Source organism: Salinigranum sp., assembly GCF_041641895.1.
GTDB lineage: Archaea > Halobacteriota > Halobacteria > Halobacteriales > Haloferacaceae > Salinigranum.
This window is the reverse complement of the sequence record NZ_JBEPXO010000067.1, coordinates 1-21,367: the sequence shown is the minus strand read 5'-3', so window position 1 is coordinate 21,367 and position 21,367 is coordinate 1. Positions and strand designations below refer to the sequence as shown.

Below are 21,367 nucleotides of genomic sequence, written 5' to 3'. Positions count from 1 at the left end.
GGGCGAGCGGCCTGGCCGAGGCGGGCGAAGCCGGCATCGCCGCGGCGGCCACCGAGTTCATGCCGACCGGACTGCCGGTTATCAAGAACGGCGGCGCGGTCATCGTCTTCGGGGCGGTGTTCTCGACACTCACGGCGCTCAACGCGGTCGTCATCGCCTCCTCGCGCGTGGCGTTCTCGATGGGCCGGGAGGGCCAGCTCCTCCCTCGGTTCGGCCAGATTCACCACCGCTTCGGGACGCCGTTCGTCGCCATCCTCTCCAGCGCCGTTGTCATGCTCGGCTCGGTCGTACTCCCCACCCAGAGCGCGGGGAACATGTCCAGCCTGTTCTTCCTCCTCTCGTTCGTGGTGGTGAACGGGGCGGTCATCAAACTCCGGCGGGAGCGGCCGAACATGACCCGGCCGTACGAGATGCCGTTCTACCCGGTCCCGCCCATTCTCGGTATCGTGCTGAACCTCGTGCTGACGGGCGTGCTCGTCAGTTTCCTCGTCCGGACGGACCCGCTCGCGTTGCTCCTCAGCGGCGGGTGGATCGTCCTCGGCGTCATCGCGTACGTCGCGCTCGACAGAGGGACGGCGGACGGCGTGGAGACGCGGGACGAAGCTGACGACGGCGCGCGGACCGCCAGCGAGGCGGGCGGAGAGACGGTCGCGGACGAGGACTGAACCACCAGTACCACGACACAGCAACTCATGCACTCGAAACTCGACGTCATCATCGCGGGCGGTGGGCGTGTCGGCTTCCAGACAGCAGAGTTCCTCGACGACCAGGGCCACGACGTCACCATCGTCGAACGCGACGAGGACCGGTGTGACGACATCGCGGACGCGTACCTCGCGACGGTCGTCGAGGGTGACGCGGCGAACCCCGACATCCTCGAACAGGCCGACGTCGACCGGGCGGACGTCGTCGCCGGACTGACGGGCGAGACAGGGGTGAACCTCGCGACATGTATGGCCGCCCGCGAACTGTCGCCGGGAACCCGGACCGTCTGTCGGATTGACCGGGCCAAAGGACGTGCTTACACGCGGTTCGTCGACGCCGTGCTGTTCCCCGAACGGGCCGGTGCCCGCGTCGCTGCCAACGAGATCGTCGGCAGCGACGTCCGGACGCTGGCGGACGTCACGGGGACGCTCGACATCATGCAGATCCGTATCAAGGAGGGCGCGCCGGCGGCGGGCCGGACGCTCAAGGAGATTCGGTTCCCCGCCGGGACGCTCGTCATAAGCGACGACGACGGCGAACGCATCGCCCGTCCCGAGACGACGCTCGAACCGGACAAACAGTACGTCGTCGCCGTCGAACCGGACGTCGCTGACGAGGTGCTGAACCTCCTCCGGGGCTGAGCGGAGCAGTCACGAGCGACCGGCGGGGACGACGAGGACGGGGACCGGCGACCCGCGGACCACCCGGGCGGCGACGCTGCCGAGGAGCGCCCGGGAGAGCCCCCGGCGGCCGTGACTCCCGACGACGACGACGTCCACGCCCACGTCGACGGCGTGGTCGACGATTTCGCGGTGCGGGATGCCGACACGGACCGCGCGGACGGCGTCGACGCCCGCGTCCGCTGCCCGCTCGGCCGCGTCGGCCACGGCGTCCTCGGCGGCCCCCCGGAGTAACTCGTCGACGGCAGTGAGTTCCCCGCTCGAGAAGAGGTCGAGGTCGCCCTCGTCGACGACCGAGAGGACGTGGAGCGTCGCTCCCTCCGCGCGCGCGAGCGCCACTGCCTGGTCGAGCGCGTCACGTGCCGGCGTGCTCCCGTCGGTCGCCAGGAGGACGGCGTCGTACACATCCCCTGTCAGGCCGCGCGCGAACCTAACCGTTGTGGCGCGCTACCGAGCGGGAGACACACCGAGCGGGCGGCGGGAGAACTATGCCACGTGCATGCCAACCGTTCGCGTACACCCATGTACGGACGACTGCTCGTCCCGACCGACGGCAGCGACGGGACGGACCGCGTCGTCAGGCGGGCGCTCGCCCTGGCGACGCGCTTCGACGCCCACGTCGACGCGCTCTCCGTCGTCGACGAGACGTTCCCCGCAGTCGCCGGCTACGACCTGGTCGTCGAGGCGATGGAGGAGGAGGCCGAGGCGGCGCTGGCGGCAATCCTCGACGCGTGCGAAGGTGCGGGCGTCGACGCGGAACCGCATCTGCGACGTGGGCGGCCGCACGAGGAAATCGTCGCCGCGGCCGACGCCTACGGGAGCGACCTGGTCGTGATGGGAACGCACGGCCGGGGCGGCCTCAACCGGGTCCGACACCTCGGGAGCGTCACCGAGCGCGTCGTCAGGACGTCGCCCGTGCCGGTGTTGACGACGCCGCTCGCCGTCGACGGCACCGACGAGCACGGAGACGGGAACAGGGACGGGGACGACGGCGGGGGGTAGCGTTAATCCGTCGGGGCACGAACACGAGTGGACAGTGGAACACATCGAGTACGTGTACACGGTGGGGATGAGCGAGGAGGACGTCGAGGAGCACCTCGCGGCGGCCGAGACGGGGGTCCTGTCGCTCGCCGACGGGAACCGGGCGTACGCCGTCCCGGTGCACTGCGCGTACGGCGACGGCGTCCTCGTCTTCCGGTTGACCGACGACGACGACAGCGAGAAACTGTCGTTCCTCGACGCGACTACGGAGGCGTGTTTCGTCGTCTACGACGCGACGAACGGCGACTCGTGGAGCGTCCTCGCGCGTGGGCCGGTCTCGGCCGTCGACGACCCGGAGCGCCACGACGAGGCAGCGATCAACGAGCAGTTCGGTCCCGCCCGAATCTTCGACGAGAGCGTCGACGACACCGACGTTCGGCTCTTCGAACTCGACGTGGAGTCGGTGACGGGTCGCCGGACCCCGCAGTTCGGTTAGCCGTCCTCGTCCTCGTCCCCGTCTCCGTCTCCGGACGTGGGGGCGACCCGCACGTGGACGGCGCTGTGTTTGAACTCGGGGATCTTCGCCACCGGGTCGAGCGCGTCGCCCGTCAGTCGGTTCACGAGCGGGTCGGCGTAGTGGAACGTCATGAACACCGTCCCACGGCGGATAGCCGGGGTGACCTCCGCGGCGACTTCGACGCGTCCACGGTCGTTCTCGACGACGACCCGGTCGCCGTCTTCGACGCCCCGCTCGTCGGCGTCGTCGGGGTGGACCTGCAGGACGTCCTCGCCGCGCATCCGCATCAACGTCCCCGAGCGACGGCTGAGCGCGCCGCTGTTGAAGTGCTGGATGACGCGGCCGGTGGTGAGGACGAGCGCGTCACTCTCGACGCTGTCGGCGGGGTCGACGTGTTCGACGACCCGGAAGGGGGCCGTCTTCGACTCCGACGCGAACCGGTCGCGGTGGAGGACGGCAGTGCCCACGCCCTCGTCGCGCTGGAACGGCCACCGCTGGCTGCCCGTCCCGATCCCCTCGTACGACATCCCGTCGTAGATGGGCGCGGCCCGGGTGAGTTCTTCGAACACGGCCTCGGGCCCGTCGTACGAGAAGTCGTGGTCCGAGAGGCGGTCGGCGACCGCACAGAGGATATCCAGGTCGAGACGGGCGTCGCCCGGCGGGTCGGCGTTGGGGCGCATCCGCATCACCTGCCGGTCCGTGTTCGTCACGGTTCCCGACTTCTCGGCCCAGAGGCTCCCGGGCAGGACGACGTCCGCGTACTCGGCCGTCTCGGTGAGGAAGCCGTCGTGGACGACGAGACAGTCGTACTGCTCGAGCGCCGCGCGGACCCGTCCCTGGTTGGGTTCGGTGACCGCGGGGTTCTCTCCGAAGACGTACGCCGCGTGGACAGTCTCGCCGGCGCCGTGCGTCATCTCAACCTGAGTGAGTCCCGGCACCGAGGGCGGCTCGAAGTCCCACACGGCGGCGATCTCGGCACGGGCCTCGTCGTCGGTGACCGACCGGTAGCCCGGGAGCACGCTCGGGAGCGCACCCACGTCGCCCGCACCCTGGACGTTGTTCTGTCCGCGCAGCGGGTTGACCCCGGTCCCCCGGCGGCCGACGTTGCCCGTGAGCAGGGCGAGGTTGATGAGCGCGTGGACGTTCTCCGTCCCGTAGTGGTGCTGGCTCATGCCCATGCCGGTGAACGCGGCCGCACGGTCGGCCTCACCGTACAGCCGGGCCGCCTCGCGCAGGTCGGTGGGGTCGACGCCGGCCTGCTCGGCCGCGGCGTCGACGTCCACGCCCGCGAGGAACTCCCGGTAGGCTTCGAACCCCTCCGTGCGGTCGGCGACGAACGCCTCGTCCACGAGGCCCTCCTCCACGACGACGGCCGCGAGCGCGTTCAGGAGAGGGATGTCGTACCCCGGTCTGACGGCGAGGTGAACGTCCGCCGCCTGTGTGGTCGCGTTCGCCCGCGGGTCGACGTGGACGAGCGTCGCCCCCTGTTTCAGTGCCGGGAGGAGGTACGACCGGAAGACGATGGGGTGCTGGTTGGCGGGGTCGGCTCCGGTGACGAAGAAGACGTCCGCCTCGCGGAGGTCGTCCAGCGAGTTCGTCATCGCCCCCGCGCCGAGTCGCTCCTGCATCGCGGCGACTGTGGAGGAGTGACACAGTCGCGCGCAGTTGTCGACGTTGTTCGTCCCCAGTGCGCGTGCGAGTTTTTGGAGGACGTAGTTCTCCTCGTTCGTGCAGTTCGAAGACGAGAAGAAGGCCAGCGCCTCCGGACCGTGCCCGCGGCGGACGCGCGAGAACGCCTCCTCGACCCGGTCGAGCGCCTCGTCCCACGACGCCGTCACGAGCGAGCCACCCTCGCGGACGAGCGGCGTCGTCAGTCGGTCCGAGTGGTCGACGACGTCCCACGCGGCCGCACCTTTGGGACAGATCTCGCCGCGGGTGTTGACTGCCCCCTTCCAGCCGGCCGCCTTCCCCGTCCCGTCGTACTGGATGCCACAGCCGACCCCACAGAACGGACAGATGCTCTCGGCCGCCGAGAACTCCCTGTCCGCCTCGCCACTGCCGCTCATCGGACACCACCACCCGAACGTGTCGATGGTTCGTTCATACAGACGCATCACCGGCAGGCAGTATAGCCGTTCGGGCCAGTGGACCACGCCCGGCGACGTCGGCGCGCTCACGACGCGTCTCGCTCGTCACCGAGCAGTCGAGCGACCCGTCCCCGAAGGAGGTAGCCGACGGCGGAGGCGACGGCGAGGACGACGAGCAGAGCCATCGTCTCGGCGGTGCGGGCCTCTGCGAGTCGCGCGCCCGCGAGAGCGACCAGGAAGTAGCCGGGCAGACGACCGACGACCGAAGCGAGGAGGAACGAGCGGGTGTCGACGTCGCTCACGCCCGCGAGGAAACAGACGGCGTCGTCGGGGAGTCCCGGGACGAGGAAGACGAGGAAGAGCACGACGTCGCCGTGGCGCGAGGAGAACGAGTCGAACAGGTCGACCGCCTCCTCGGCGACCAGGCGTTCGACGATGGGGCGGCCGTAGCGCTGTGCGAGTCGGAAGGCGACGTAGCCGCCGACAGTCGCCCCCGCCACGCTGAGTGCGGTCCCCCAGACGACGCCGAACAGGTAGCCGGCGACGAACCCGAGCACCTGCCCGGGGATGGGGGCGACCAGCACCTGTACCGCCTGGACGGCGAGGAAGACGACCGGCGCGAGCGCCCCCGTCGACCGAATCGCGGTCCGGACGGCCACGGGGTCGGTCAGTTCGGGGAACAGTCGTGGGAGGCCGAAGGTGACGAAGGCGGCGAGGAGCGCGTAGCCCACGAGGGCGACGAGGACGCGCCGACGACTGCGGGCGGAGACGAACACGCGCGACGGACGGCTCACACGGGATAGATTCTCGCGAGTCGACAAAAACCGATTCCCGCCGGCTGGGAACCGTCCGGTGCGTCTTTTCGGTACGCCGACGCTTCTTCGACTGGTGAGGGTCATGCCGACACACACTCGTCCCGAGGTCGAACTGTGGATTCGCACGCTCCAGACGGGCGCTGGGGAGGAACACGACCGACTGCGGCGTCGCCTCGCCGCACTCGAACGCCGCGGAGTCGTCGACTCGGTCCGGGTCCGGAGCTGGCCGCGCGAGGTCCCCCTCGACGGCCCGACGACGCCACGCGACCGGGCGATTGCCGACCGGGTCCGCGCGTTCGAGCGGTGGGCGGCGCGGGCGGGCGTCTCGCTGCCGACGTTCGAGCGCGTGGACGCGGGTGTCGGCCGGATGGGCCCTGAGTACACCGCTCTGACGCTCCCTCGGACGGCGCTGGCGGTGACACACGAGGGGACGCTCCGCTGGGTCGCCCCGTGCGTCGAAGAGGGCGTCGAGCACGCGCCGCGAGAGTGGGTCGAGTCGGCCGAGATGGGGGCGGACCCCGGGGACGAGACGCGCCCGGTCCTCGTCGTCTGACTCCTCCTCCCCCACCCAGCACACGTTCGTGCGTTCGAGCGCGGCGAAGCGTCAGCCTTACTCGCCCCGCTGGTCTCCTCGGGAGTGATGAGCGTCCCCTGTGTGTGCGTCCCCCGCGAGGCCGGCGAGGCGACGCGGCGTGAACTGGCCGCGGCGGACCTGCTGGACACCGACCACGAAATCTCCGTCGAGGACGACTCCATCTACATCCCCGTCACCGACCCGACGGCCGCTGCCGCCCGGGTCGACGCCGACGTCGTCGTCCGCGACGCCCCCGAGCGCGACGCACAGGTGACGCCCGCGGACCTCCTCGGCTACGAACCCGGCTACGAGCGACTGGGCGACATCGTCATCCTCGACGAGGACGACGACGAGCGGGCGCGCGAAATCGCCGCCGCACTCGTCGAGTCGGACCTGCCCGTCGAGACGGTCGTGAACCGCGCCTCGAAGGTTAAGGGCGAACTCCGGGTCCGAGACTGGGACGTCCTCGTCGGCGAGGAGACCGAGACGGTCCACCGCGAGTACGGCCACGCGTTCGCGCTCGACATCGCCCGGGTGTACTTCTCGCCGCGCCTCGCGACCGAACGACACCGCGTCGCCTCCCAGGTTCGGGAGGGAGAGCGCGTCTTCGACATGTTCGCCGGCGTCGGTCCGTTCGTCGTGCCCATGGCCGCCCGCGGGGCCGAGGTGGTCGGCGTCGACCTCAACCCCGACGCCGTCGCGTACCTCCGGGAGAACGCCCGGCGCAACGGCGTCGCCGAGCGCGTGACCGCTCTCGAGGGCGACGTCCGCGAGGTCAGCGGCGAGTACGAGAACTGGGCGACGCGAATCGTGATGAACCTCCCGCACTCCGCCGACGCGTTCGTCGAGACGGCCGTCGCCCTCGCCGGCGACGAGTGCGTCGTCCACTACTACGACATCCAGCACGAGGACGACCCGTTCGGACCGGGAGTCGAGGCGATTCGTGCCGCCGCCGAACCCGAGTACGAGGTCACGGTAGAGACCGAACGCGTCGTCCGTTCGTACGCCCCCCACGAGGTGAACGTCTGTCTGGACGTGCGGCTGACTCGCAGGGACCAGTAACGAGTGCGAGCCAGCACTCGCTCGACCGCACGTCGTCGTGCGGTCGGGTGCGTGTTCGGTTGCACGAGTTACTGCGGTCGAGTCGGAAGCCTTATTTTCCTCTTGGGGGTACGTGAGGGTGCACGACGACGCGCCGGTGTAGCTCAGCTGGCAGAGCGATTCCTTCGTAAGGAATAGGCCGAGGGTTCAAATCCCTCCACCGGCTCTTCTTGCCGACCGAAGTGAGGCTGAAGAGCCTCGCGTGGAGGAGTTGGGCCAGCTTGTGAAGCGAGCGGCAGCGAACGAGGCGACTGTGGTTCGCGCTATCTCTCTACCGATTCAGGATTCGAAACGTTCGGTTTGGCACCTTCGGACACTGACGGTGCCGAGTCGATAATTCGCCCCACCGAAGGAGTTGGGACCCACCACGGAGAACTGAGCTCGAACGTCGTAAGCAGCGTATACGGGTCGTCGACCTCCGGGCTCGGTGTGGCGGTGGTCTTCGTTCGTCACAGCTGTCTGGAGTCCTCCGGGAACCGTCTGAGGACCGCGGGTGGGGCGGCTGTCCAGTCCCTCGAGAGTGCTTCTCTTACTATCTAGAGCGCTTGATCCAGAACGAGCCTCAATACGTAGCATCTGTCTCCATCGACTCCCCCGACCTGGATACATCTGTGATGAACGCAATCGACATCACGGTTGGACGAACTGCCCTCAAAGCACTCCTCGTTGCGGTCGTCGTGGCTGCCGGGACCTTCGGTGGCGTCGGAACGGCAGCGGCCGAACCGATGGACGGGAAAGGCGACGACCCGTTCCCCCCGAGTCTGTACGCGTCGCTGGACGGCAAGGGCAACGACGTGCCCACCCTCCCGCCGAGTCGGTACTCGTTCGATGGCAAGGGCAACGACGTGCCCACCCTCCCGCCGAGTCGGTACTCGTTCGATGGCAAGGGCAACGACATCCTCACCACCGCGTTCCCGATCGACAACGTTACCGTCCTCTCCGCGACGTACGTCGGGAGGGGCGGTGGGTCTGGAAAACCTAGTTTCTAGGTTCGCAGGCGCGTCGTTCGCCCGATGTGCCAGCTCAGTCGCTCGGTGAATAGCTCGGGATTGACCACTGTCACGGCTGTTCGAAGGAACTCATCTACGAATAAATACAAACGCGCCGACAGGTATTAGCGACTCTCACCCGTTCAGGTGAGTATGGACGAAGGTGCTCCGGTCACAGAGCTCATGTCGACGAACATCCGTACGGTCACCCCCGGGACGACCATCACGGAGGCGGCGGAGACGCTGGTCAAGGAGGGAATCGGCTCACTGGTCGTCGTAGACGACACGGACCAGCCCGTCGGGATGTTCACCACGACCGACCTCGCGCGGGCCGTCTCGGTCGGCGACCCGGCGACGGAGGCGACCGTCGAGGAGTACATGACCGAGGACTTCTACACGCTGGACGCGCGCAACGGCGCCCGCGACGCCGCCGCGAAGATGATCGGCAGAGGGGTCCACCACCTCCCGGTCGTCGACGACGACGGGGCCGTCATCGGGATGGTCTCGACGATGGACATCACCTCCTACCTCTCGTACCGGACCGCCACCGACATGACGTAACGGGCGACCGGAGGTCCGACGGGACGGGACGACAGCGCGGTCGGTGTATCGGCGCCAGTGGCGCTGTCACCGTACCGCTCGCCGCCACTCCACACCGCTTAACTTGCCCACTCGCCAGCAGGGAGTATGCTCACCTTCGTCGGCCTCGGACTGTACGACGAGCGCTCGGTCACGGTCGAGGGCCAGGAGGCCCTCCGGCGTGCCGACCGCGCCTACGCGGAGTTCTACACCAGTCGGCTGGTCGGCACCACCGTCAAGGACCTCGAAGCGTACCACGGACGGGAGATAAGCGTCCGCGACCGGGCGGGAGTCGAACAGCATCCCGAGGAGATGTTCGACGCGGCGGCCGAGGAGGACGTCGTCTTCCTCACCGCGGGCGATACGATGATTTCGACGACGCACGTCGACCTGCGGATGCGCGCCGCGGAGCGGGGCATCGACACCCGCGTCGTCCACGGCGTGACCGCCCAGTCCGCGGCGTCGGGACTGACCGGCCTCCAGAACTACCGGTTCGGCAAGGCCGTCACCCTCCCGTTCCCGTACGCCCACGGCGGCGAGGGGGTCCCGCCGTCGGTAATCGAATCCATCGAGGCCAACCGGCAGCGGGGCCTGCACACGCTCGTCTACCTCGACATCAAGGTCGGTGACGTCCCGGGCAAGGAGACTGCCGAGGACGAGTTCATGACCGGCGACGTCGCCGCCGCGCTCCTCGCAGAGTGGGACGACACCCTCGCGGTGGTCGTCGCCCGCGCCGGGAGCCCGGACCCCACCGTCGTCGCCGACCGTCTCCCCGCGCTCGCAGAGCGGACGTTCGGCGGCCCGCTCCACCTGCTCGTCGTCCCGGGGACGCTCCACCACCTCGAGGCCGACGCGCTCCGGACGCTCTGTGGGGCGCCGGCGGACGCCGTCGAGGAGTTGCTGGCGTAGCCGACGGGACCGCCCCGGACGGGTCGCTCCGTATTTGAATGGGTGACCTGGTAGACACCGGCATTCAACAGCCGACGGCGAGTAGGTCGCGTCCGATGAGACGACGACTCGGCGGAGACGGGAATCGAACGGGAACGAGTCGACCGGCCGCGAGCGGCAGCCGGTCCGCGCAGTGGGGCGTCTGGACGTGAACTCGGCAGTCGTCTTCGGCTTCGGGACCATGATCGCGTGGGGTTTCTGGATCACGTTCGGAGAAGTCGCGTCGAACAGCATCGACCCGGTGACCGCGGCCGCGATTTCCTACATCGCCGCGGCGGTCGTCACCACCGCGTACGCGCTCGTCTCGGACGCCTCGCTCGCAGTGACGAACAGGGGGCTCCTCTTCGCCACGGTCTCGGGAGTCGCCGCCGCCGTCGGCGTCGTCTCGACGTTCGTGGGCGTCTCCGTCGGGTCGACCGCCGTCGTCTCGACCATCGGCGGGATGTACTTCGTGACGGCGACGGTCATCGGTGTGGTCGCCCTCGGCGACTCCCTCTCTGTCACACAGCTCGCGGGCACCGCGCTGGTCGTCGTCGCGCTCGTCCTGATAAACCTGTGACACTGCCCGCGACGGCCACTACTGCGACTCGACCTCTTCGCCGCCGTCTGGCACTCGCGGGAGGTCCAGCTGTCGGGCGAGGTCGTACTCGTCGCCGGTCATCATGAAGAGGACGTCCTCGATGACCGTGAGGAGTTCGGGGAGTTCCCGGACGACGAGGTAGATGACGCCCACGAGCGCGAAGACGGCCCCGACCTGAGAGATGACGCGGTCCGAGAGGAAGAAGGACACGCGATAGGGGTCGGAGGAGCCGAAGAGGAACAGCACCTCGTCGACGAACCACTGCATGTACTGGTTGCCGAAGGCGATGCCGATGAACGTCACCCGGACGAGGTTGAGCGCGTAGATGAGAGGGATGGAGACGGCGAAGGCGCGGAGTTTCCGGTCCAGCGGCGCCCTGACGGCGGCGATGAGGCCGGCGAAGATGGCCATGCTCCCGAGGCCGGTACACGCGAGGACGACGGTGTACTCCAGCCGGTGGCCGTTCGGTTCGACGTAGCGGTAGGTGTTCATGTACCCCTCCGGTCCGGGGATGAGCGTCGGCGAGTAGCCCAGGAGGTTCGTGAGGAAGCCGGTCTGTGCGGCCACCGTCTCGATGAGGACCTGCCGGGGTGCGGGGAGCGACAGTCCGGCGACGGCGATGGCGGGGATGGTCTCGAACGGGAGGTAGACGAGACCCATCGCGGCGACGGCCCGCGAGAGCACGAACAGCGTGTCGCGCCCCGAGTAGACGAGGTAGCCGGCGTAGAGGCAGGCGGGGACGGCCGCGAGCGAGAGGAAGCCCTCGACGTAGCTCTTGTGGCTGAAGGCGAACCAGGGGACGAGTTGCGCCCAGAAGAGGGCGAAGCCACCCCAGGCCGCCGTCGTCACGAGGCGTGCCTGGTCGCGGTCACGGTCGACCAGTAGCGCGCCCGTGGTGAACAGGAGGATGACGGACCATCCGAGCAAGTCAGAGAGCAGTCCCGGCATACACTCGACAGATGAGCGTCTCGAACTAAAGTCCTTGTCGTTAGTGACGCCCCGATTGCACGACTGCTCGGCTGTTCACACGGCGCACGATCCGTGTTTCCACGGGTCGTCACCGCTCGCCAGCGGTGCGACGCGAGAGATGCGTGAGTGAGGAGTCCGACCGCTCAGAACGGGAACAGCGAGTCGGCGTCGGGGTCCCGTTCGATGAGTTCGATCTCGTGGCCGTCCTGGTCCTTCGTGAACGCGTACATGTCGTCGCAGTCCGCCGGGTCGCGGTAGTCCGGCGCCTCGCGCACCATCAACTGCTCCCAGTCGTCGTGGAGGTCGTCGATGCGGACACAGAGGTGTCCCCAGGCGTCGCCCATCGTGTACGACCGGCCGTCGTAGTTGTAGGTGAGTTCGACCGCCATCGCCTCCTCGGAGGCCCCCTCGGGCTTCATGAAGTAGTTGGCGAAGGTGTCGGACTCCCAGCGGCCGGTGTGTTCGTACTCGAACTTGCGGGTCCAGTAGCCGAGCGCGTCGTCGGCGTCCTCGACGCGAATCATCGTGTGGTCGATGCTCCACTTCTCGCCGTGGTCGCGCTTGACGATTTCGACCTCGTGACCGTCGGGGTCTTTCACGAACGCGTAGCGGCCGCCGCAGGACTCGGGGTCGCGGTAGTCCTCGACGCCCTCGTCCATCAACTGCTGGTAGGAGGACTCGAGTTCGTCCTCGGGGACGCGCACGGCGATGTGGCCCCACGCGTCGCCCATCTCGAGGTCGGAGTCGTCGTGGTTGGCGGTGATTTCGAGCATCGCACCGTCCTCGTGCATCTCCTCGGGCCCGAGGTAGACGATGGTGAAGCCGTCGCCCTCGTAGCGGTCCTTCTCCTCGTATTCGAGGTGTGTCTGGTACCAGTCCAGGGAGGCGTCGAGGTCCTCCGTCCGAATCATGACGTGGTCGAGTACTCCGGACATCGTTCCGTGGAACGCGTGCGTGCGCGAAAAAGGGTGTGGTATCGGACGAAACCGCTCTTTCCGAGGTGCTCGCGCCGTGCGGTCACGGGCGGCTCCCGTCCGGGCATCGTTCCGGCGTCGTCCGGGCATCGTCCCGACGTCGGCCCGGCGGCGTCCGTCGCCGTGCCTGCGGACGGTCCCTGTCGCCCTCCCCCTCACGCGCCTCGGCGTTACAGGTACGACCCGTCGTACTCGTCGCCCGGGGTGTGCGTGTTCCCACAGCGGCGGCAGTTGAGCCGTTCCATGCTGTCCATCGTCACGTCCGTCTCGGCGCAGTTGGTGCAGTAGTAGCCGTACGCGTCCTCGCGGGCCGCGTCGGCGTACGTCGGGACGAACTGGCCGTCGCTCCCCCGCAGGGTGTCCGTGCCGAGGTGGACGGTTTCGCCGTCCGCATCCGTGACCGTGTCGGGGAGGTCAGCGTGTGTGACGGCCGTCGCGTCGTCCGCGTCCGCCGCGTCCCCGCTCGTCCCCGCGTCCGACGCCGACTCGTCCGTGGACTGGTCGGCGTACTCGTACAGGACGGTCTCCCGGCCGCCGACGTCGATCGTCCGCTCGTCGACCGCCTGGAAGTCGAACCGCTCGAAGAACTGCCCGGCGGCGGTGTTCGACGCGAGGACGAGGCCTCGGACCTCGTCGGTCCGGTCGTCGAGGTCCGCCACGGCGTGCTCGAAGAGGGTGGTGCCGACCCCGCGGCCCCGGCGCTCGGGGTCGACGTGGAGCCACCGCACGACGCCGTGGTCCCCCTGGACGCTCGTCTCGACGAAGCCCGCGACGACGCCGTCGACCTCACCGACGGCGATGTCGACGTCCGGGTCGGCGGCGCGCTCCCGGAGCGCGTCGCTCGTGAACTCCTCCTCGTGAATCGTCTCGAGGTCGCCGGGGCTCAGCGCGTACGAGGCAGTCATCGAACTCTCCGCGACCTCCCCGACCCTGTCGATGTCGGCGTGCTCGAACGCCCGAACCGACGGAGTGTCGGACATCGGTCAGTCCTCCCGCCGCTTGTAGACGTCCTCGGACCCGCAGTCGGGGCACTCCGCCGGGAGTCCGTCCTCGAGTTCGCCCATCGCGCCGCAGGCGTCGCACCGCCACACGAGATAGCCCTCGCCGAACTCGTGGCCCGGGTCGTGTTCCTGGACCGACGCGTCGAGGTCGTCCCCGAAGGCGGTCGGCCCCGACTCCGTCTCGAGGCTGTCGAGGTCGACGCGGCCCTCGTCGTCGACGTCGGCCTCGTCGACGTCGACGCCGATGGTCACCTCGAACCCCTCGGCCGTCATCTCGGTGACGACGCCCAGGACGTGGTCCTCGTGGTCGAACACGACCGTCCCCTGCTGTATCGGTGTCGTCTCGTCGCTAGGTGCGGACTCGCTCATGCGTCACGATTGCCCGGTGAGAGGGATACTGTCCATGCTTGCGAGTCGGCGCCTCGTCGAATACCAGATACCGGGAACCGGGGGGCGGGGACGGACACCGTCGACAGACGAGGAACCGACGGCGCCTACGACCACACCTGCTGGAACCGCCGCTTCGCCGCGGGCCAGTAGAGCCACCAGGCGACGACGAGGAAGGCGAACGTCCCGAGGGGCCACGCCGTCCGGTACGGCTGAACTGAGAAACCCCGCGCGAGCGACAACTGCGCCACGCCCGCGACGACCAGCAGGCCGCCCGTCACGCGGGGGTCTTCGCGACCGGTGACGAGGCCGACGAGGCCGCTCACCACGGCTCCGACGTAACAGCAGACGCTGACCGGCCAGGCGTAGATGTAGCCCGGCAGCCCCCGGGTGTACAGGAAGAAGAAGTCCCAGATGTACGTCGCGTTCGGTGGGGCGGTGTTGAACAGGCCCCACCCGAAGACGAACGTCGTTCCCCCGTTCGAGAACGTCTGGACCGACCACGGGAGCGCACAGAGGAGGAGGAGGACGACGAACGAGGCGCGGTCGGTCCGGTCGGGCATGCGAGAGCGTTGGCGTCGGCGAAGAAAAGGGCTCCGCGGTGGGGACGGGAGCAGCGCGCGACGGAGACGGGTCACTTCCGCGCGACGATGCGCATGACGTCCTCGTCGGCGAGTTCGTGGCTCCGGCCGACCTGTTGTTCGTCGTGTTTGGCGCTCGGGCCGGTCACGCGGGCGAAGCGGAACCGCTCGTCGAAGTTACCGCCCAGTTTGTGCAGGGCGTCCTCGACCGTGTTCTCACCCGCTCTGAGCACCAAGGGCTCGTCGTAGTCGACGCCGCGGCCGGGCTTGTCCATGTACACCCTGATGAGGCCGAGCGACTCCCACATCTTCTCCTTCAGCGCGTCGAGGCCCTTCTCCTTCTCGGCGCTGATGAAGACGGCCTCGTCGGGGTCGATGCCACACTCGCGGAGGTTCTCCTCCACCGTGGGGAGGTAGTCGCGGTCGATGAGGTCCGCCTTGTTCACCGCGACCATCGACGGCAGGTAGACGCGGTTGTCCATGATGCCGTCGATGAGTTCGTCGATGTCGCAGTCGCCACGGACGGTGACGTCGGCGTTGACGAAGCCGTGCTCCCGGAGGACACCTTTGATGGTGTCCTCGTCGAGCGAGACGGAGTCGCTCTTGGTCACCCGGATGCCGCCCTTGGCCGTCTTGTTGATCGAGAGGCTCGGAGGGGTGGTGTCGAGGCGGACCTTGTTGTAGTAGAGCTCCTCGCGGAGGCGTTCGTACTTCTCGATCTCGAACACCGACAGCATGAACACGACGAGGTCGGCGGTCCGGACGACCGAGAGGACCTCCTTGCCGCCGCCGCGGCCGCCGGCCGCCCCCTCGATGAGCCCCGGGACGTCGAGAATCTGGATGTTCGCGCCGTTGTACTTCAGCATCCCCGGGTTGACGTTGAGGGTGGTGAACTCGTACTCGCCGACCTCGCTGTCGGCGTTCGTGAGCGCGTTGATGAGGGTCGACTTGCCGACCGAGGGGAAGCCGACGAGCGCCACGGTGGCGTCGCCGGTCTTCTCGACGGCGTAGCCGTGACCGCCGCCCGCGGAGGACTGGTTCTCGAGTTTCTCCTTCTTCTCCGCGAGTTTCGCCTTCAGCCGGCCGATGTGCTGCTCGGTCGACTTGTTGTAAGGCGTGTTCGAGATCTCCTCGCGGATCTCTTCGATCTCCTCCTCCAGTCCCATCGTCCGACGGTCCGTCACGGCCGTCGAAAAACCTGTTCATTAGCGGCGTCGGTCACGCGGGGGTGGTCTCGCGTGCCGCAGGTGTCCGGGGTGTGCGGACGCGGTCGGGGCCCGGCCGGGTCGAGCCGTCGGGCGTCGGTCTTGAAAAAGTTGATTACGGGTGTCGTTCTGTTCCATACCATGTACATCCCACCGAGCGAGGCCCGCGATGGGCGGGACGCCCCGGGAGTACGCCCAGTGGACCGGGTCACGGTACTCCACGTCGACGACGACGCGCAGTTCGCCACCCTCGTCGCGGACGCCCTGGTGGCCGAGGGCGACTCCTGCGGAGTCTCGTTCGAGGTGGTGACCACCCACCGCGCGAGCGACGCCGCGGAGCGACTCGACGCCGGCGGCGTCGACTGCGTCGTGAGCGACTACGAGATGCCGGAGACCGACAGTATCGAGTTGCTCGAGTGGGTCCGGAGCGAGTACGACGACCTCCCGTTCGTCCTCCTCACCGGCGAGGGCGACGAGTCCGTCGCGAGCGAAGCGATTACCGCAGGGGTGACCGACTACCTGCGGAAGGGGGCGCACGAGCACCAGTACGCGCTCCTCGCGAACCGCATCGTCAACGCGGTGAGACAGCACCGGGCCGAACGCGACGTCGTCCGCGGCTACCGGACGCTCGACGAGGCCCGTCAGGGGGTCTGTCTCCTCGACGGGGACGGTCGGTTCCGGTACGTCAACCGGGAGTGCGCGCGGGCGTGCGGCCGAGACCCTGCCGACCTCACCGGGGCCGGACTGTCCGAGGTGTTCCCGGCGGAACAGGCGGCCGACCTCGCGGTAGCAGTCGAGCGAGTGGTGGAGACGGGGGAGTCACAGGAGTGTGAGTACCACCTCCCCACGGACGGGGGGACGCGGTACTTCAGCGGGACGCTGTCGCTTCTGGTCGGTCGCGACGAGTCGACGGTCCTGTGGGTCGGCGACGACGTGACGGACCGCAAACACCGAGAGCGGGACCTGGAACTGGCCCTCGAGGCCGCAGAGATGGGCGCGTGGGAACTCGACCTCCAGACCCAGACGTCGCCGACCCGGACGCGCCGACACGACCGGATATTCGGGTACGAGGAGGCGGTCGACGACTGGGGCTTCGATCGGTTCCTCCAGCACGTCCATCCCGACGACCGAGACTGGGTCGAAGCGGGTTTCGAGCGGGCACTCGAGGCCGGCGAGTGGGGGTTCGAGTGTCGTATCGTCCGCGCCGACGGCGCACAGCGCTGGATTGCGGCCTGCGGGGAGTTCTACTACAACGACGCCGGTGAACCCGTTCGGGCGCTCGGACTGGTCCAGGACGTCACCGAAGACAGGGAACGAGAGGAGGAACTGCGGGAGACGAACGAGCGCCTGTCGGAGTTCGTCGGCGTCGTGAGCCACGACCTCCGGTCCCCGCTCTCGGTCGCACAGGGTCGGCTCGAACTCGCCCGCAGGGAGTGCGACAGCGAGCATCTCGACCATGCGGCCAGCGCGATGCGGCGGAGCGCCGAACTCGTCGACGACCTGCTCTCGCTCGCTCGCGACGGGCCGGCGGGCCGCGAGGTCGTTCCGGTCGACCTGGCGGCGACGGCCGAAGACTGCTGGGCGCTCGTCGAGACGCGGAACGCGACGCTCGTCGTCGAGACCGGACACACCATCGTGGCCGACCAGGGACAGCTGAGACGACTCCTCGAGAACCTGTTCCAGAACGCCGCCGAACACGGGGGCGCGGACGTGACCGTCACCGTCGGCGACCACCCGGGCGGGTTCTACGTCGAGGACGACGGAACCGGCGTCGAGACGGCAGACGACGACCAGGTCTTCGAGGTGGGCCACTCGACGGGGGAGCGCGGGGTCGGGTACGGCCTCAGCATCGTCAGGGACATCGCCGAGGCGCACGGCTGGACGGTGGACGTGACCGAGGGCACCGCGGGCGGCGCGCGCTTCGAGGTGACGGGCGTCGAAGTGGTGTCGTAGCGGGTGCACGGGCGCCGGACGTACACTGGCGGCGGCGAGGACGCACCACCGCCGGCCGTGTCGGTGCGACCCGGCAGCGAGGACCGAAGCTCTTCTTACCGTTCACTCCCTGTCACCGGTATGGACGAGCAACCGGGGCTCTCAGAGCAGTACCGGATGGCCAGCCCGTGGCCGATATTCATCGCGCTGGGGATTCCCATCGCCGAACTCGGCATCATCTTCGACCTCTTCCCCCTCTCGGTCGGCGGGCTCATCCTCTTCTGCGGCAGCGTCTCGGGCATCCTGCAGGAGGCGGGCTACGTGGAGTCGCCCTGGCGGACGCTCGGGGGACTCGCCGTCTTCCTCCTCGCCGTCGGCGCGGCGTTCGCCTTCACCGACCTGAACCTCGTCACCCGGGGCTACGCCATCATCGTCACCGGCGCCCTGCTCGTCCTCGGGGCCGTCGCCGGCGAACTGTTCGTCCACGACGACGCACCGGCGGTCTGACTCGCCCCACCCCACGTCCGAGTGCGAGCGAGAACCGACAACCTATTTGAGCGGGGGTTCTCACCGGAAACCATGGCGAACGAGATATTCGACCGGGATACGATGCTCGACCTGGTGGTGAACATCATCCCGCTGTTCATCATCTTCTTCTTCATCGTCGCGTTCATCGTGTTCAACCCCTTCGGCGTCGAGACGCTCCCGTCCGGCATCCAGTTCGGCCTGCTCATCGCGCCGTTCGTCCTCCTGGCGATTCTGACGTACATCTCCGGGAAGGCCATCGCGGGCGCGGAGAAGGACTACACGGTCTACCTGCCGGGGCAGGCGACCGTGACGGGTGCGAAGCCGCTGCACGACCTCGAAGCGGAGGCAGAGGGCGACGAACCACAGCTGGAAGCCGGCGACGAGCAGTCCGACGACGCGTAGCCGATTCGCTCGCAGCGCGGCGGATTGGCCTCGGAGTCCCCGACGTGCGACGTGCCGTGACGACGCGCGGAACAGTCAGGAGTGACCACGACGGCCGGCCGTGGCGGACCGCCCCACGGGGCGCATCCCGAACCTTTCATTACGTTCCAATCCCCAGCCACACCCATGGTTGCTAACGGACGGCTGGCGTCCGCACTCCTCCAATCGTCGTCTGGCGGTTCGGGGATGAGTGGACAGCTAGCGCTGACAGTGCTCATGGGGGTGTTCCTCGTCGGCGTCGCTATCTGGCTCGCACGGGTCGAGAACTGGCGCTCGTACACACCGCTCGCCGGTGGCGGCGGCTACGGCGGCGAGGGCTCCTACGTGTCGAGCGAGAAGCCCGCAGGACTCATCCGGTGGCTCACGACGGTCGACCACAAGGACATCGGGTTCCTCTACGGCGCCTACGCCATCGTGGCGTTCGTCGTCGGCGGCCTGATGGTCACGCTGATGCGGGTCGAACTCGCCGACCCCGGCATGACGCTGCTGTCGAACACGTTCTACAACTCGCTTCTGACGAGTCACGGCATCACGATGCTGTTCCTGTTCGGGACGCCCATCATCGCGGCGTTCGCGAACTACCTCGTCCCGCTCATCATCGGCGCGGACGACATGGCGTTCCCGCGCATCAACGCCATCGCCTTCTGGCTCCTCCCGCCCGGGGCGCTGCTCATCTGGGCCGGGTTCTTCCCCATCCCGGACCTCATCCCCGCACAGACCGCGTGGACGATGTACACGCCGCTGTCGTCGGGTGTCGGGTCGGGGAACCAGGCCAACGCCGGCGTCGACCTGATGCTGCTCGGCCTCCACCTCACTGGCGTCTCGGCGACGATGGGTGCGATCAACTTCATCGCGACTATCTTCACCGAGCGTGCCGAGGAGGTCACCTGGGCGAACCTCGACATCTTCTCGTGGACCATCCTCACCCAGTCGGGGCTCATCCTCTTCGCGTTCCCGCTGCTCGGCAGCGCCATCATCATGCTGCTCATGGACCGCAACCTCGGCACGACGTTCTTCTCCGTCGACGGCGGCTACATCCTCTGGCAGCACCTCTTCTGGTTCTTCGGCCACCCCGAGGTGTACATCCTCGTGCTGCCGCCGATGGGCATCGTCTCGTACGTCCTGCCGCGCTTCGCGGGGCGGCGGCTGTTCGGCTTCAAGTTCGTCGTCTACTCCACCCTGGCCATCGGCGTGCTCTCGTTCGGCGTCTGGGCACACCACATGTTCGCGACGGGTATCGACCCCCGCCTGCGCGCCTCGTTCATGGCTGTCTCGCTCGCCATCGCGATTCCGAGTGCCGTGAAGACGTTCAACTGGATCACCACGATGTGGAACGGGAAGATTCGGCTCACGACGCCGATGCTGTTCTGCATCGGCTTCGTCTCCAACTTCATCATCGGGGGCGTCACCGGCGTCTTCCTCGCCTCCATCCCGGTCAACCTCGTCCTCCACGACACCTACTACGTGGTCGGACACTTCCACTACATCGTCATGGGCGCCATCGCCTTCGCCGGCTTCGCAGGGCTGTACTACTGGTTCCCGCTCTACACGGGCCGGATGTACCAGAAGACGCTCGGGAAGGCGCACTTCTGGCTCTCGATGATCGGGACGAACGTGACGTTCTTCGCGATGGTCCTGCTCGGCTACGGCGGCATGCCGCGGCGCTACGCCACCTACCTCCCCGAGTTCGCCACGCTCCACCAGGCCGCCACCGTTGGCGCGCTCATCATCTTCGTCGGGCAGCTCATCTGGGTCTGGAACTTCGTCAACTCCTGGCTCGAGGGCCCGAAGGTTGAGGACGGTGACCCGTGGAAGCTCGACGACTACGGCCTCAAGACCGCCGAGTGGCAGTGGTACGAGCGCAAGCTCGAGACGGCCATCGCAGACGGCGGCGAGGAGGAACTCGAAGTCGCGACCGACGGCGGCGACGTCAACGGCGAACCGGACGCGGACACCGGCACCGGCACCGACGCCGACGACGCGTAACGCACCCCCCTCGGTTTCACTGCCCCCGTTTCACCGCTTCTCACGCGTCACGTTCACTCGCGGTTCGTGTGCCCGCGAGTCCTACGGCTCTCGACTCGTGAGAACCAGTTGACGGGTACTTCTCGGTAGCGCACCTCCCTTCGAACGGTGAGACGACATGCGCACGACGCTTCCCCGCCGGTTCGGCCGGTCGGCGGCCACCGGGGGTCCCGGCGTTCCGACCCGGCTCCACATCGACCGCGTCCTCCCGACGTACGACACCGTGAGTCGACGCCACGTCGTCGTCGACGCGTCCCCGGCGGCGACGTACGAGGCGGCGCTGGCGGCCGACCTCACGCGGCTCGGCCCCGTCGTCGGCCTGCTCGGCGCGCTGCGAGAACTCCCGACGCGCGCGACCGCGCGGCTCCGCGGGGGCACGGTGCCCGAAGTGACGTCGTTCACGCTGGGTGACCTCGCCACGCGCGGCACCTGGGTCCGTCTCGCGGACGTCGCTGGCGAGGAGTTCGTGTTCGGTGCCGTCGGCAAAGTGTGGCGGCCGGACATCGAGTGGGTCGAACTGACGAGCGAGGAGTTCTGCGGCTTCGACCGCCCGGGATACGCGAAAATCGTCGCCGGCCTCTCGTTCGTCCCGTACGGCGAGGGGCGGACCCTCGTCACCTACGAGGCACGCACCGCGGGGACCGACACGGTCTCCGCGTGGAAGTTCGGGCTGTACTGGCGCCTCGTCGGTCCGTTCGTCGGCTACATCCTCGGTCGCGTGCTGAGACGGGTCGAACGCGACGCCGAGACGCCGACGTGAGTCGCCGT

24 protein-coding genes and 1 tRNA gene are annotated in these 21,367 nt (G+C 68.3%); 16 read left to right on the top strand and 9 right to left on the bottom strand.

Features of this window, described 5'->3' with window-relative positions; genetic code table 11:
- Both ACESK5_RS14060 and ACESK5_RS14055 read left to right on the top strand, forming a co-directional pair.
- The coding region (locus tag ACESK5_RS14060; protein ID WP_372912210.1) for an APC family permease at positions 1-665 on the top strand (665 nt) is incomplete at its 5' end.
- Positions 666-692: 27 nt separating this feature from the next.
- The gene (locus tag ACESK5_RS14055; protein ID WP_372912209.1) at positions 693-1,346 is read left to right on the top strand and encodes a TrkA family potassium uptake protein; all 654 of its coding nucleotides are present in this window, start codon (positions 693-695) and stop codon (positions 1,344-1,346) included.
- Positions 1,347-1,355: 9 nt separating this feature from the next.
- Here the strand turns inward: ACESK5_RS14055 and ACESK5_RS14050 are convergent, their stop codons facing one another.
- The gene (locus tag ACESK5_RS14050; RefSeq protein ID WP_372912208.1) at positions 1,356-1,790 is read right to left on the bottom strand and encodes a universal stress protein; all 435 of its coding nucleotides are present in this window, start codon (positions 1,788-1,790) and stop codon (positions 1,356-1,358) included.
- Between the two features lie 117 nt (positions 1,791-1,907).
- Here ACESK5_RS14050 and ACESK5_RS14045 point away from each other — a divergent pair, with 117 nt between their 5' ends.
- Both ACESK5_RS14045 and ACESK5_RS14040 read left to right on the top strand, forming a co-directional pair.
- The gene (locus ACESK5_RS14045) at positions 1,908-2,387 is read left to right on the top strand and encodes a universal stress protein (protein ID WP_372912207.1); all 480 of its coding nucleotides are present in this window, start codon (positions 1,908-1,910) and stop codon (positions 2,385-2,387) included.
- A gap of 34 nt (positions 2,388-2,421) precedes the next feature.
- A complete protein-coding gene (locus tag ACESK5_RS14040) occupies positions 2,422-2,862 on the top strand; it encodes a pyridoxamine 5'-phosphate oxidase family protein (RefSeq protein WP_372912206.1) in 441 nt (146 codons plus the stop codon).
- Here ACESK5_RS14040 and fdhF read toward each other — a convergent pair.
- Positions 2,859-4,949, bottom strand: a complete 2,091-nt coding sequence (gene fdhF / locus ACESK5_RS14035; RefSeq protein WP_372912205.1) for a formate dehydrogenase subunit alpha — start codon at positions 4,947-4,949, stop codon at positions 2,859-2,861. The genes ACESK5_RS14040 and fdhF overlap by 4 nt on opposite strands.
- Positions 4,950-5,056: 107 nt before the next feature.
- Positions 5,057-5,764, bottom strand: coding sequence for a TVP38/TMEM64 family protein (locus ACESK5_RS14030; RefSeq protein ID WP_372912204.1), 708 nt, complete (start codon positions 5,762-5,764; stop codon positions 5,057-5,059).
- Positions 5,765-5,867: 103 nt separating this feature from the next.
- Here ACESK5_RS14030 and ACESK5_RS14025 point away from each other — a divergent pair, with 103 nt between their 5' ends.
- The 7 genes from ACESK5_RS14025 (at position 5,868) to ACESK5_RS13995 (ending at position 10,535) form a co-directional block, all read left to right on the top strand.
- Positions 5,868-6,338 (top strand): HTH domain-containing protein, encoded by a 471-nt coding sequence (locus ACESK5_RS14025; RefSeq protein WP_372912203.1) that lies wholly within the window; start codon positions 5,868-5,870, stop codon positions 6,336-6,338.
- Positions 6,339-6,425: 87 nt separating this feature from the next.
- Positions 6,426-7,421 carry a class I SAM-dependent methyltransferase family protein gene (locus ACESK5_RS14020; RefSeq protein WP_372912202.1) on the top strand — a complete coding sequence of 332 codons (996 nt, stop codon included), beginning with the start codon at positions 6,426-6,428 and terminating at the stop codon, positions 7,419-7,421.
- Positions 7,422-7,553: 132 nt separating this feature from the next.
- A tRNA-Thr gene (locus ACESK5_RS14015) sits at positions 7,554-7,626 on the top strand.
- Positions 7,627-8,074: 448 nt separating this feature from the next.
- Positions 8,075-8,449 carry a hypothetical protein gene (locus ACESK5_RS14010; protein ID WP_372912201.1) on the top strand — a complete coding sequence of 125 codons (375 nt, stop codon included), beginning with the start codon at positions 8,075-8,077 and terminating at the stop codon, positions 8,447-8,449.
- A 153-nt stretch (positions 8,450-8,602) separates the two neighbouring features.
- Positions 8,603-9,010 (top strand): CBS domain-containing protein, encoded by a 408-nt coding sequence (locus ACESK5_RS14005; protein WP_372912200.1) that lies wholly within the window; start codon positions 8,603-8,605, stop codon positions 9,008-9,010.
- A gap of 126 nt (positions 9,011-9,136) precedes the next feature.
- Positions 9,137-9,937, top strand: a complete 801-nt coding sequence (dph5, locus tag ACESK5_RS14000) for a diphthine synthase (RefSeq protein ID WP_372912199.1) — start codon at positions 9,137-9,139, stop codon at positions 9,935-9,937.
- A gap of 187 nt (positions 9,938-10,124) precedes the next feature.
- Positions 10,125-10,535 (top strand): EamA family transporter, encoded by a 411-nt coding sequence (locus ACESK5_RS13995; RefSeq protein ID WP_372912198.1) that lies wholly within the window; start codon positions 10,125-10,127, stop codon positions 10,533-10,535.
- An 18-nt stretch (positions 10,536-10,553) separates the two neighbouring features.
- On the opposite strand, the gene artA is transcribed toward ACESK5_RS13995, so the two are convergent.
- From artA to ACESK5_RS13965, 6 genes are all read right to left on the bottom strand, one after another.
- Positions 10,554-11,504 (bottom strand): archaeosortase A, encoded by a 951-nt coding sequence (gene artA / locus ACESK5_RS13990; protein WP_372912197.1) that lies wholly within the window; start codon positions 11,502-11,504, stop codon positions 10,554-10,556.
- Between the two features lie 164 nt (positions 11,505-11,668).
- Complete coding sequence (locus tag ACESK5_RS13985) at positions 11,669-12,460, bottom strand: VOC family protein (RefSeq protein ID WP_372912196.1); 792 nt, start codon at positions 12,458-12,460, stop codon at positions 11,669-11,671.
- 209 nt (positions 12,461-12,669) lie between these two features.
- Positions 12,670-13,479 carry a GNAT family N-acetyltransferase gene (locus ACESK5_RS13980; protein ID WP_372912195.1) on the bottom strand — a complete coding sequence of 270 codons (810 nt, stop codon included), beginning with the start codon at positions 13,477-13,479 and terminating at the stop codon, positions 12,670-12,672.
- 3 nt (positions 13,480-13,482) lie between these two features.
- Positions 13,483-13,869: a hypothetical protein gene (locus ACESK5_RS13975; protein WP_372912194.1), complete on the bottom strand. Its 387-nt coding sequence runs from the start codon at positions 13,867-13,869 to the stop codon at positions 13,483-13,485.
- 125 nt (positions 13,870-13,994) lie between these two features.
- Positions 13,995-14,450, bottom strand: coding sequence for a TIGR04206 family protein (locus ACESK5_RS13970; RefSeq protein ID WP_372912193.1), 456 nt, complete (start codon positions 14,448-14,450; stop codon positions 13,995-13,997).
- 71 nt (positions 14,451-14,521) lie between these two features.
- Positions 14,522-15,634: an OBG GTPase family GTP-binding protein gene (locus tag ACESK5_RS13965; RefSeq protein WP_372912192.1), complete on the bottom strand. Its 1,113-nt coding sequence runs from the start codon at positions 15,632-15,634 to the stop codon at positions 14,522-14,524.
- 180 nt (positions 15,635-15,814) lie between these two features.
- Between ACESK5_RS13965 and ACESK5_RS13960 the strand changes: the two genes are divergently transcribed.
- From ACESK5_RS13960 to ACESK5_RS13940, 5 genes are all read left to right on the top strand, one after another.
- On the top strand, positions 15,815-17,626 hold the full coding sequence (locus ACESK5_RS13960; protein ID WP_372912191.1) for a PAS domain-containing protein: 1,812 nt from the start codon (positions 15,815-15,817) through the stop codon (positions 17,624-17,626).
- Between the two features lie 120 nt (positions 17,627-17,746).
- The gene (locus ACESK5_RS13955; RefSeq protein ID WP_372912190.1) at positions 17,747-18,112 is read left to right on the top strand and encodes a cox cluster protein; all 366 of its coding nucleotides are present in this window, start codon (positions 17,747-17,749) and stop codon (positions 18,110-18,112) included.
- A gap of 72 nt (positions 18,113-18,184) precedes the next feature.
- The gene (locus tag ACESK5_RS13950; protein ID WP_372912189.1) at positions 18,185-18,535 is read left to right on the top strand and encodes a DUF6684 family protein; all 351 of its coding nucleotides are present in this window, start codon (positions 18,185-18,187) and stop codon (positions 18,533-18,535) included.
- 255 nt (positions 18,536-18,790) lie between these two features.
- Complete coding sequence (gene ctaD, locus ACESK5_RS13945) at positions 18,791-20,560, top strand: cytochrome c oxidase subunit I (protein ID WP_372912211.1); 1,770 nt, start codon at positions 18,791-18,793, stop codon at positions 20,558-20,560.
- A gap of 157 nt (positions 20,561-20,717) precedes the next feature.
- Positions 20,718-21,359, top strand: coding sequence for a hypothetical protein (locus tag ACESK5_RS13940; protein WP_372912188.1), 642 nt, complete (start codon positions 20,718-20,720; stop codon positions 21,357-21,359).
- Positions 21,360-21,367: the final 8 nt, after the last annotated feature.

Coding starts and splice junctions, on each gene's coding strand:
- ACESK5_RS14055 (WP_372912209.1), top strand. CDS start 693: ATGCACTCGAAACTCGACGTCATCATCGCGGGCGGTGGGCGTGTCGGC.
- ACESK5_RS14045 (WP_372912207.1), top strand. CDS start 1,908: ATGTACGGACGACTGCTCGTCCCGACCGACGGCAGCGACGGGACGGAC.
- fdhF (WP_372912205.1), bottom strand. CDS start 4,949: ATGAGCGGCAGTGGCGAGGCGGACAGGGAGTTCTCGGCGGCCGAGAGC.
- ACESK5_RS14025 (WP_372912203.1), top strand. CDS start 5,868: ATGCCGACACACACTCGTCCCGAGGTCGAACTGTGGATTCGCACGCTC.
- ACESK5_RS14020 (WP_372912202.1), top strand. CDS start 6,426: ATGAGCGTCCCCTGTGTGTGCGTCCCCCGCGAGGCCGGCGAGGCGACG.
- ACESK5_RS14010 (WP_372912201.1), top strand. CDS start 8,075: ATGAACGCAATCGACATCACGGTTGGACGAACTGCCCTCAAAGCACTC.
- ACESK5_RS14005 (WP_372912200.1), top strand. CDS start 8,603: ATGGACGAAGGTGCTCCGGTCACAGAGCTCATGTCGACGAACATCCGT.
- dph5 (WP_372912199.1), top strand. CDS start 9,137: ATGCTCACCTTCGTCGGCCTCGGACTGTACGACGAGCGCTCGGTCACG.
- artA (WP_372912197.1), bottom strand. CDS start 11,504: ATGCCGGGACTGCTCTCTGACTTGCTCGGATGGTCCGTCATCCTCCTG.
- ACESK5_RS13985 (WP_372912196.1), bottom strand. CDS start 12,460: ATGTCCGGAGTACTCGACCACGTCATGATTCGGACGGAGGACCTCGAC.
- ACESK5_RS13980 (WP_372912195.1), bottom strand. CDS start 13,479: ATGTCCGACACTCCGTCGGTTCGGGCGTTCGAGCACGCCGACATCGAC.
- ACESK5_RS13975 (WP_372912194.1), bottom strand. CDS start 13,869: ATGAGCGAGTCCGCACCTAGCGACGAGACGACACCGATACAGCAGGGG.
- ACESK5_RS13970 (WP_372912193.1), bottom strand. CDS start 14,450: ATGCCCGACCGGACCGACCGCGCCTCGTTCGTCGTCCTCCTCCTCCTC.
- ACESK5_RS13965 (WP_372912192.1), bottom strand. CDS start 15,634: ATGGGACTGGAGGAGGAGATCGAAGAGATCCGCGAGGAGATCTCGAAC.
- ACESK5_RS13960 (WP_372912191.1), top strand. CDS start 15,815: ATGTACATCCCACCGAGCGAGGCCCGCGATGGGCGGGACGCCCCGGGA.
- ACESK5_RS13955 (WP_372912190.1), top strand. CDS start 17,747: ATGGACGAGCAACCGGGGCTCTCAGAGCAGTACCGGATGGCCAGCCCG.
- ACESK5_RS13950 (WP_372912189.1), top strand. CDS start 18,185: ATGGCGAACGAGATATTCGACCGGGATACGATGCTCGACCTGGTGGTG.
- ctaD (WP_372912211.1), top strand. CDS start 18,791: ATGGGGGTGTTCCTCGTCGGCGTCGCTATCTGGCTCGCACGGGTCGAG.
- ACESK5_RS13940 (WP_372912188.1), top strand. CDS start 20,718: ATGCGCACGACGCTTCCCCGCCGGTTCGGCCGGTCGGCGGCCACCGGG.